Below are 9,658 nucleotides of genomic sequence, written 5' to 3'. Positions count from 1 at the left end.
CTCCCCCGCGGCCCGGGGCGGCTCGGGCGCCCGGCGGGTGCAGGCGCGCCCGGCCGCCTTCGCCGCGTACAGGGCCCGGTCGGCGCGGGCGAACAGCTGCGCCACCGGCTCCGCGCCGTCCCAGCGCGCCAGGCCCGCGGAGAACGACTGCCCCGAGGGCACCACCGCGCGCAGCCGCTCCAGCAGCGCCTCCACCCGCGCCGGGTCCAGCCCCTCGGCCAGCACCAGGAACTCCTCCCCGCCCCAGCGCGCCGGCAGCACGGCGCTGCCGGTGAGCCCGGCGCCGCCGGTGAGCTCGGCGGTCCACGCCCGGGCGCACCCGGCGAGCAGCGCGTCGCCGGCGGGGTGGCCGAAGGTGTCGTTGAACGCCTTGAAGCGGTCCAGGTCCAGCACCGCCACGACCAGCGGCGCCCCGGACGCCGCCGCCCGCCCGCGCGCCCGCTCCAGCTCGGCCTCCGCGGTGCGCCGGTTCACCAGGCCCGTCAGCGCGTCCGTGCGGGCCAGCTCGCGCAGCTGCGCGGCCTGCACCCGCAGGCGCCGCAGCAGGGTCCACATGCGCGCCACCACCAGCAGGAACAGCACCGCGGAGGTCACCACCACCGACCACGCCGACAGCGGCGCCCCCGTCAGCAGCTGCACCGCCAGCGTGCCCGGGGCCAGCAGGCTCGCGCCCGCCAGCAGCAGCAGCCGGCCGGCGCCCAGCTCGCCGCGGCGCTGCGGCGCCGGGTCGGAGAGCCGGCGCATCGAGGGGTGCAGGGCGGCGGTGCCCCACAGCGCGTAGGCCACCAGGAAGAACGGGTCGCTGCCCACGCCGTCGTGGCCGGTGGCGGCGTAGGCGACCTGGTAGGAGACGTCCGCCACGAGCATCGCGGCCGCCGCGGCCGTCAGGAGCCGGAAGCTGGCCGAGCGCGCCCCGGCCGCCGCCACCAGGCGCACCAGCACCGCCAGGACGAAGACGTCGCCGACCGGGTAGGCGGCGCTGACGGCGCCGCCGAGCAGGTCGTCGCCCAGGGAGCTCAGCGCCGGGCGCAGCAGGAACGTCCACGACACCAGCCCCGCGCCCACCGACAGGATCGTGGCGTCGATCACGCCCTCGAGGTCCTGGCCCGGGCGCGCCCGCCGTGCCAGCGACAGCAGCGAGGCCCCCAGCAGCGGGTAGGCCAGCAGGTAGGCGACGTCGGGCGGGGCGGGGTACGCCTGCGAGCCCAGGACGTCGTAGACGAGGGTGAAGAGCGCGTCGCCCAGGGCCCAGCAGCCCATCCCGGCGGCCATGCACCACCACGCGCCCGCCCGCACCGGCCGGTGCAGGCGCGCACCCACCGCGACGGCCACGGCGCTGGAGGCGCTCACGCAGCTCAGCAGCACGTCGTGGGCGGTGCCGCGCAGGCACACGCACACCACGGACAGCAGGCCGGCGACCACCAGGTGGCCGGCCCACGCGGGCGGACGGGACGGACGCCGGAGCACGCTGGGGCATCGGCGCGCCGGGGTGCGCTCTTCACCCCCGCGCGCTGCGGGATGATGGCGGCATGTCCGACGCCAGCACCGCCGAGCGCGCCGACGTGTACTCCATCGACACCCCGCCCCCCACGGTGTCCGGCTCGCTGCACATCGGGCACGTCTTCAGCTACACCCACACCGACGTGGTGGCCCGCTTCCAGCGCATGCGCGGCAAGTCCGTCTTCTACCCCATGGGCTGGGACGACAACGGCCTGCCCACCGAGCGCCGCGTGCAGAACTACTACGGCGTGCGCTGCGACCCCGCGCTGCCGTACGACCCCTCGTTCACCCCGCCGGAGAAGGCCCCCAAGAGCGACCGCGACTTCGTGCAGGTCTCCCGGCGCGGCTTCGTCGAGCTGTGCGAGCGGCTGACCGCCGAGGACGAGCAGGTCTTCGAGTCCCTGTGGCGGCGCCTGGGCCTGTCGGTGGACTGGGCGCACACCTACTCCACGATCTCCGCGGACGCCCGCGCCACCGCTCAGCGCGCGTTCCTGCGCAACCTCGCCCGCGGCGAGGCGTACGCCGCGGAGGCGCCCACCCTGTGGGACACCACCTTCCGCACCGCCGTCGCCCAGGCCGAGCTGGAGGACCGCGAGCGCGAGGGCGCCTACCACCGGGTGGCCTTCGAGCGCACCGACGGCGGCGAGCCGGTCCTCATCGAGACCACCCGCCCGGTGCTCATCCCCGCCGTGGTGGCCCTGGTGGCCCACCCGGACGACGAGCGCTACCAGCCGCTGTTCGGCTCCACGGTGCGCTCGCCGCTGTTCGGCGTGGAGGTGCCCGTGGTGGCGCACCGCCTCGCCGAGCCCGGCAAGGGCTCGGGCATCGCCATGATCTGCACCTTCGGCGACACCACCGACGTGACGTGGTGGCGCGAGCTGCAGCTGCCCACCCGCGCCGTCATCGGCTGGGACGGCCGCCTGGTGCGCGAGACGCCCGAGTGGATCGCCGGCGGTCCCGGCGAGGCGCTGTGGGCGGAGATCGCCGGCGCCACCGTGCACACCGCGCAGGAGAAGGTCGTCGCGGCGCTGCGCGAGTCCGGCGCGGTGGTCGGCGAGCCGAAGAAGGTCGTGCACCCGGTGAAGTTCTACGAGAAGGGCGACCGCCCCCTCGAGATCGTCACCACCCGCCAGTGGTACCTGCGCAACGGCGGCCGCGACGCGGAGCTGCGCACGGCGCTCCTGGAGCGCGGCGAGCAGCTCGCCTGGCACCCCGCGCACATGAAGCACCGCTACGACCACTGGGTCTCGGGCCTCAACGGCGACTGGCTGATCTCCCGGCAGCGCTTCTTCGGCGTGCCCTTCCCCGTCTGGTACCCCCTGGACCAGGACGGCACCCCCCGCTACGACGCACCGGTCCTGCCCGCGGAGTCCGCGCTGCCGGTGGACCCGGCCTCGGAGACTCCCCCGGGCTACGAGGAGTCCCAGCGCGGCGAGCCCGGCGGCTTCACCGCCGACCCCGACGTCATGGACACCTGGGCCACGTCCTCGCTGACCCCGCAGCTGGCCGGCGGCTGGGAGCGCGACGAGGACCTGTACCGGCGCGTCTTCCCCATGGACCTGCGCCCGCAGGGGCAGGACATCATCCGCACCTGGCTGTTCTCCACCGTGGTGCGCTCGCACCTGGAGACCGGTGGGCTGCCGTGGGCGCGCACCGCGCTGTCCGGGTGGATCCTCGACCCCGACCGCAAGAAGATGTCGAAGTCCAAGGGCAACGTCGTCACCCCGCTGGCGCTGCTGGAGGAGTTCGGCTCCGACGCCGTGCGCTACTGGGCGGCGTCCTCGCGCCTGGGCACCGACGCCACCTTCGACACCGGCCAGATGAAGATCGGCCGCCGCCTGGCGATGAAGCTGCTCAACGCCTCCAAGTTCGTCCTGGGCCTGGGCGTCGAGCGCGGCACCGCCGCCGACCCGGCCGCGGTCACCGAGGTGCTGGACGCCAGCGTCCTGGCCGACCTCGCGCAGGTGGTGCGCACCGCCACCGACGCCTTCGAGCGCTACGACCACGCCGCCGCCCTGGAGGCCACCGAGCGGTTCTTCTGGACGTTCTGCGACGACTGGGTGGAGCTGGTCAAGGACCGCGCCTACGGCGCGCGCGGGGAGGGCCCGCAGGCCTCCGCCCGGGCCACCGCGGCCATCGCGCTGCGCACCCTGCTGCGCCTGTTCGCGCCGTTCCTGCCCTTCGCCGCCGAGGAGGTGTGGTCCTGGTGGCAGGACGGCTCGGTGCACACCGCGCCGTGGCCCGCGCCCGACGAGCTCGGCGCGGCCGCCGCGGACGCGAGCGCCCTGGGCGTGCTCGGCGGCGCCGGCCAGGCCCTGTCGGCGCTGCGCAAGGTCAAGAGCGAGGCGAAGGTCTCGCAGAAGACGGCGCTGGGCGCGGCCACGGTCTACGGGCCCGCCGCCGTGATCGCCAGCGCCTCGCGCGCCGAGGCCGACGTCCTGGCCGCCGGCCGCGCCTCCTCGATCACCTGGCAGGAGGTGCCGGTCGCCGAGGGCGAGCAGTCCCCGGTCCTGACGGCGAAGGCGGAGATCGCCGAGCAGCAGGGCTGACGCTCCCCGTCGCGCTCGTGCTCGCACGGTCGGCCGGGAGCGCCCGGCACGCGCAGGGGCCCCGCGGTGCGCGTGCACCGCGGGGCCCCTGCGTGCGGGGACGGGTCGCTCAGCGCTCGACGGTCCCGGCGATGAACGCCTCGACGGCGTTGCGGCCGGTCTCGTCGTCGCGCTGCTCCGGCGGGGACTTCATGAAGTACGCCGAGGGGGACAGCAGCGGGCCGCCGATGCCGCGGTCCAGGCCGATCTTGGCGGCGCGCACCGCGTCGATGATGACGCCGGCGGAGTTCGGGGAGTCCCAGACCTCCAGCTTGTACTCCAGGTTCAGCGGGACGCCGCCGAAGGCCTCGCCCTCCAGGCGGACGTAGGCCCACTTGCGGTCGTCGAGCCACTGGACGTAGTCGCTGGGGCCGATGTGGACGTCGCGGGTGCCGAAGTCGGCCTGGACGTTGCTGGTGACGGCCTGGGTCTTGGAGGTCTTCTTGGACTCCAGGCGGTCGCGCTCCAGCATGTTCTTGAAGTCCATGTTGCCGCCGACGTTGAGCTGGTAGGTCCGCTTGAGCTTGATGCCGCGGTCCTCCAGGAGCTTGGCGAGCACCCGGTGGGTGATGGTGGCGCCGACCTGGGACTTGATGTCGTCGCCGACGATGGGCAGGCCGGCGTCGGTGAACTTCTGCGCCCACTCGGGGGTGCTGGCGATGAAGACGGGCAGCGCGTTCACGAAGGCGCAGCCGGCGTCGATGGCGCACTGGGCGTAGAACTTCGCGGCGTCCTCGGAGCCGACGGGCAGGTAGCAGACGACGACGTCGGCGCGGGCCTCGCGCAGGGCGGCGACGACGTCGACCGGCTCGGCGGTGGACTCGGTGATCGTCTCGCGGTAGTAGCGGCCCAGGCCGTCGAGGGTGTGCCCGCGCTGGACGGTCACGCCGGTGCTGGGCACGTCGCAGATCTTGATGGTGTTGTTCTCGCTGGCGCCGATGGCGTCGGCGAGGTCGGTGCCGACCTTCTTGTCGTCGACGTCGAACGCGGCGACGAACGTCACGTCGCGCACGTGGTAGTCGCCGAAGCGCACGTGCATGAGACCGGGGACGGTCGCGGTGTCGTCGGCGTCGGCGTAGAAGTGGACGCCCTGGACGAGGGAGGCGGCGCAGTTGCCGACCCCCACGATCGCGACGCGGATCTCGGACATCAGTTCTCCTGGGGAGGGGTGGCGGCCGGGGTCGCCGGCCGGGTGGGGGCACGGCGCTCGGCCGTGATGAGGCGGTCGAGCCAGTCGACCTCGCTGCGGACGGTCTCCAGGCCGTGGCGCTGGGCCTCCAGCGCGTACGCGTCGAGCTGGGCCTGGGCCCGTTCGATGGAGGCGGTGAGCAGCTCCAGGCGTTCGAGCAGCCGGGCGCGCCGGCCCTCGAGGATGCGCAGGCGCGTGCGGGGGGCCACGCGCTGGAACAGCGCGAGGCGCACGCCGAACGCGTCGTCCTCCCAGGCGGCGGGGCCGGCCTCCTCGAGCAGCTCCGCGAGCCGCTCGCGGCCTCGGTCGGTGATCTCGTAGACGACGCGGGCCCGCTTGGGGCTGACGGTGCCCGGGGGGCGCTGCGCGGTCGTCTCGGTGAGGCAACCGCCGGCCTGCAGGGCGCGCAGGCAGGGGTAGAGCGTGCCGTACGACAGGGCGCGGAAGGCGCCGAGCCGCACGTCGAGGCGGCGGCGCACCTCGTAGCCGTGCAGGGGGCCGTCGGCGAGCAGGGCGAGCACCGCCAGGGGCAGGACGTCACCGCGCCTGCGCACCACCGCTCACCCCCCGACGACCACGTCGATGCATCGGTCCGATGCATCGTGTGCACCCTAGGCGCGGCACCGGCGCGCGACAAGACCGACCCGCCGGAGCGGGGCGCGGAGATCGCCGCCGCGGGGGGTGCGGGGCGGTACGGTTCCCCCGTGCACCCCGAGGCCGCCGAACACCTGGAGCGAGAACTCGCCGTCCTCCTGCGCCGCTCGCGGGCGATCAGCCGCGAGACCGCCCGGACCGTGCACCCGGACCTGGAGCCGGAGGCGTACAGCCTGCTGGTGCGCCTGGACGACGTGCAGGAGGCGCGCCCCTCGGACCTGGCCACCTTCTTCGGGATCGGCAAGCCCACGCTGAGCCGGCAGGTGCAGCTGCTGGAGGGCCTGGGCCTGGTGGAGCGCTCCACCGACCCCACCGACGGCCGCGCCGTGCGGCTGCGGCTGTCCGCCACCGGCGTGGAGAAGGTGCACGCGGCGCGCCGGGCGCGCCGGGGCGGGGGTGCTCACGGCCCCGGGACGCCTCAGCGGTAGTTGACGAACTGCAGGGCCACGTCGAGGTCGGCGCCCTTGAGCAGGGCGATGACCTCCTGCAGGTCGTCGCGGCTCTTGGAGGTGACGCGCACCTCGTCACCGGTGACCTGGGTCTTGACGGTCTTCAGGCCGCTGTCGCGCACGATCTTGCCGATCTTCTTGGCGACGTCCTGCTCCAGGCCCTCCTTGAGGGTGGCGGTGATCCGGTACTCCTTGCCCGAGGCGGCCGGCTCGGAGGTGTCCAGCGCCTTGAGGGAGACGCCGCGCTTGACGAGCTTGGTCTGCAGCACGTCGAGGACGGCCTTCACGCGGTCCTCGGAGCTGGCCACCATGAGGATCGACTCCCCGCTCCAGCGCACGGAGGCGTCCGTGCCCTTGAAGTCGTAGCGCTGGGAGATCTCCTTGGCGGCCTGGTTGAGCGCGTTGTCGACCTCCTGGCGGTCGACCTTGCTGACGACGTCGAACGAGGACTCGCTGGCCACGTGAGCTGTTCCCTCCGGATGCGGTTCGTGCGGCCGGTTCGTCTCAGCCGCTGGACCTTGCTATCCTCTCACTCGCACCTGGTCCTCCAGGAGCACCTGGCGGGTTGCCCGAGCGGCCAAAGGGAGCGGATTGTAAATCCGCCGGCATTGCCTTCGTTGGTTCGAATCCATCACCCGCCACGTCGCGAGCGCGACCCGGGCCCGGAAACGGGCTCGGGTCGCGGCGTGTAGGCTGAGCCTCACGTCGTGCGAGCGACGAAGCACTGCCCCGATAGCTCAGTGGTAGAGCACTTCCTTGGTAAGGAAGAGGTCTCGAGTTCAATCCTCGATCGGGGCTCTCAGCGCCGGTGGGCCGCCCCCGCCGGCGTGCGGCGGAGTAGCTCAGTTGGTAGAGCAAGCGGCTCATAATCGCTGTGTCGTCGGTTCAAGTCCGGCCTCCGCTACGGACACTCGCAACGCAGGACGAGCGGCCGCCCCACCCGGGGCGGCCGCTCGTCCTGCGTCGTGCTCCGTGCGCTCGGTCGCGTACCCTGGGACGAGATCGCGGCGCTGAAGCCAGCCCGCAGGACCCCAGTTCAGGAAGAGGCAACCCGCCGTGGCCAAGACCACCGACGTCCGCCCCAAGATCACCATGGCTTGCACCGAGTGCAAGGAGCGGAACTACATCACCAAGAAGAACCGGCGCAACGACCCCGACCGGCTCGACCTGGCGAAGTTCTGCCCGCGCTGCGGCAAGAAGACCACGCACCGCGAGACCCGCTGACCCGGACCCGATCGCCGCAGTGACGTCCGTCACCGTCGACGAGTCCTTCCAGGGGCGGGTGTACCCCGCCTCCGGGACCACCGCCGTGACCGCCGGCGCGGTCCGGGCCTTCGCCCGGGCCGTGCGGGCGGTCCACCCGGCGCACCACGACACCGCCGCCGCGCGGGCCCTCGGCCACGCCGACGTGGTGGCGCCGCCCACGTTCGCGGTCACGCTGGCCCAGCGCGCCGACGCCCAGTTCGTCACCGACCCGGCGGCCGGCATCGACTACTCCCGCGTCGTGCACGGCGAGCAGTCCTTCACGCACCACCGCCCGATCGTGGCCGGCGACGAGCTGACCGCCGAGCTGCACGTGGACCGCGTGCGCGTCGTGCGCGGCAACGCGATGGTCACCACCCGCACCGAGCTGCGGCTCACCGACGGCACGCCCGTGTGCACGGCCGTGTCCACCCTCGTCGTGCGCGCCCCGGAGGAGCAGTGAGCACCGTCCGCTTCGAGGACGTGCGGGTCGGCGACGCCCTGCCCGCCGTCCGCCACGAGGTGACCCGCGCGGACCTGCGCGCCTACGCGGAGGCCTCCGGCGACCGCAACCCCATCCACCTGGACGCCGACGTGGCGCGCTCGGTGGGCCTGCCCGACGTCATCGCCCACGGCATGCTCACCATGGGGCTGGCCGGGCAGAGCGCCGCCGACTGGGCCGGCGACCCCGCCGCCGTCGTGCGGTACGGCACCAAGTTCACCGCCCCCGTCGTCGTGCCCGCCGAGGGCGCGGCCGTCGTCGAGGTCGCCGGCACCGTCGCCGCCCGCGACGAGGACGCCCGCACCGTCACCGTCGACCTCGCCGTGACCAGCGCCGGCGCCAAGGTCCTGGGGCGCGCCCGCGCCGTCGTCCGGCTGCCGTGAGCGGGGGCGCCCCCGCCGCCGCCGGTGCCGACCGCACCGCTCTGCGCGCCCGCACCGCCGTCTACGCCGTCTTCATCCTCAACGGCTTCGCCCTGTCCTCCTGGATCGCGCGCATCCCCTCGGTGCGCGACACCCTCGCCCTGAGCCAGTCCGCGCTGGGCCTGGTGCTGCTGTGCGGCTCCATCGGCGCCGTGGCGGCCATGCCCGTGGCCGGTGCGCTCGTCATCCGGCTCGGGCGCGTGCGCACCGTCAGCGCCGGGGCCGTCGCCGTCACCGCCGGGCTGCTGATCACGGCCTTCGGCGTGGACGGGCTGGGCAGCCCCGTCGTCACGGCCGCCGGCCTGCTGCTGCAGGGGGCGGGCACCTCCACGTGGGACGTGGCCATGAACGTCGAGGGGGCCGCGGTCGAGCGCCGCCTGAACCGCTCGATCATGTCGCGCTTCCACGCCGGCTTCAGCCTGGGCACCGTGCTGGCCGCGGGCTTGGGGGTGCTGCTGCTCGCCGCGGGCGTGCCCACCTGGCTGCACCTGGCCGGGGCCGTCGCCCTGGCCCTGACCGGTGCGCTCGTGGCGGTGCGCTCCTTCCTGCCCGAGCGCGAGCGCCCCGTCGACGGCTCCGCCGAGCACCACCCGGGCGTGGGGCTGCGCCGCGCCTGGCGCGAGCCGCGCACGCTGCTCATCGGCCTGATGGTGCTGTGCATGGCCTTCGTGGAGGGCACCGCCAACGACTGGCTGGCCCTGGGGCTGGTCGACGGCTACGGCGTCAGCCGCACCGTCGGGGTCGCCGGGTTCGCGGTGTTCGTCGTGGCCATGACCGTCGGGCGGGTGCTCGGCCCGGTCCTGCTGGAGCGCTTCGGGCGGGTGGCCTCGCTGCGCGGGTGCGCCGCGCTGGCCGTGGGCGGGGTGCTGCTGTTCGTGCTGGCCCCCTCCCTGCCGCTGGCCGTCGTCGGCGCCGCCGCCTGGGGCGTGGGCGCGGCCCTGGGCTTCCCCCTGGGCATGAGCGCCGCCGCCGACGAGGAGGCCAGCGCCGCCGAGCGCGTCAGCGTCGTCTCCTCCGTGGGGTACGCCGCCTTCCTGGCGGGCCCGCCGCTGGTGGGCTTCCTCGCCGACCACGTCGGGACCCTGGACGCCCTGCTCGCCGCGGCCGCCGCC

Annotated in this window: 10 protein-coding genes and 3 tRNA genes; 9 read left to right on the top strand and 4 right to left on the bottom strand. The window is 74.4% G+C overall.

Translation table 11 applies throughout. The features are described 5' to 3' along the window. The coding region (locus GTR00_RS25645; RefSeq protein ID WP_166611005.1) for a GGDEF domain-containing protein at positions 1-1,422 on the bottom strand (1,422 nt) is incomplete at its 3' end. 107 nt (positions 1,423-1,529) lie between these two features. Between GTR00_RS25645 and valS the strand changes: the two genes are divergently transcribed. Continuing rightward, positions 1,530-4,049, top strand: a complete 2,520-nt coding sequence (gene valS, locus GTR00_RS07485; RefSeq protein WP_166611004.1) for a valine--tRNA ligase — start codon at positions 1,530-1,532, stop codon at positions 4,047-4,049. Between the two features lie 109 nt (positions 4,050-4,158). Here valS and GTR00_RS07480 read toward each other — a convergent pair whose 3' ends face one another. Beyond that, complete coding sequence (locus GTR00_RS07480) at positions 4,159-5,238, bottom strand: inositol-3-phosphate synthase (protein ID WP_166611003.1); 1,080 nt, start codon at positions 5,236-5,238, stop codon at positions 4,159-4,161. Then, the gene (locus GTR00_RS07475; protein WP_166611002.1) at positions 5,238-5,834 is read right to left on the bottom strand and encodes a PadR family transcriptional regulator; all 597 of its coding nucleotides are present in this window, start codon (positions 5,832-5,834) and stop codon (positions 5,238-5,240) included. Before GTR00_RS07475 ends, GTR00_RS07480 begins: the two co-directional genes overlap by 1 nt. A 147-nt stretch (positions 5,835-5,981) precedes the next feature. Between GTR00_RS07475 and GTR00_RS07470 the strand changes: the two genes are divergently transcribed. Next, the gene (locus GTR00_RS07470; protein ID WP_323132312.1) at positions 5,982-6,359 is read left to right on the top strand and encodes a MarR family winged helix-turn-helix transcriptional regulator; all 378 of its coding nucleotides are present in this window, start codon (positions 5,982-5,984) and stop codon (positions 6,357-6,359) included. Here GTR00_RS07470 and GTR00_RS07465 read toward each other — a convergent pair. Next, positions 6,350-6,841, bottom strand: a complete 492-nt coding sequence (locus tag GTR00_RS07465; protein WP_166611001.1) for a YajQ family cyclic di-GMP-binding protein — start codon at positions 6,839-6,841, stop codon at positions 6,350-6,352. The two genes, GTR00_RS07470 and GTR00_RS07465, sit on opposite strands and share 10 nt — an antisense overlap. Before the next feature lie 98 nt (positions 6,842-6,939). On the opposite strand from GTR00_RS07465, the gene GTR00_RS07460 reads away from it, so the two are divergent. The 7 genes from GTR00_RS07460 to GTR00_RS07430 all read left to right on the top strand — a co-directional run. After that, positions 6,940-7,021 (top strand) — tRNA-Tyr (locus GTR00_RS07460). Positions 7,022-7,106: 85 nt separating this feature from the next. Then, positions 7,107-7,178 (top strand) — tRNA-Thr (locus GTR00_RS07455). Positions 7,179-7,211: 33 nt separating this feature from the next. After that, positions 7,212-7,284: transfer RNA gene (locus tag GTR00_RS07450), tRNA-Met, on the top strand. Positions 7,285-7,436: 152 nt separating this feature from the next. Then, the gene (rpmG, locus tag GTR00_RS07445) at positions 7,437-7,604 is read left to right on the top strand and encodes a 50S ribosomal protein L33 (protein ID WP_012085006.1); all 168 of its coding nucleotides are present in this window, start codon (positions 7,437-7,439) and stop codon (positions 7,602-7,604) included. Between the two features lie 19 nt (positions 7,605-7,623). Further along, positions 7,624-8,085: an FAS1-like dehydratase domain-containing protein gene (locus GTR00_RS07440; protein WP_166611000.1), complete on the top strand. Its 462-nt coding sequence runs from the start codon at positions 7,624-7,626 to the stop codon at positions 8,083-8,085. After that, the gene (locus GTR00_RS07435) at positions 8,082-8,507 is read left to right on the top strand and encodes a MaoC/PaaZ C-terminal domain-containing protein (protein ID WP_166610999.1); all 426 of its coding nucleotides are present in this window, start codon (positions 8,082-8,084) and stop codon (positions 8,505-8,507) included. The genes GTR00_RS07440 and GTR00_RS07435 overlap by 4 nt, the downstream gene beginning before the upstream one ends. Continuing rightward, a partial coding sequence (locus GTR00_RS07430; protein WP_166610998.1) for an MFS transporter occupies positions 8,504-9,658 on the top strand: 1,155 nt, incomplete at its 3' end. The genes GTR00_RS07435 and GTR00_RS07430, both read left to right, overlap by 4 nt.

The organism is Kineococcus indalonis (assembly GCF_009906395.1).
In the GTDB taxonomy this organism is placed as follows: Bacteria; Actinomycetota; Actinomycetes; order Actinomycetales; family Kineococcaceae; genus Kineococcus; species Kineococcus indalonis.
This window is presented reverse-complemented; position numbering and strand designations above follow the sequence as displayed.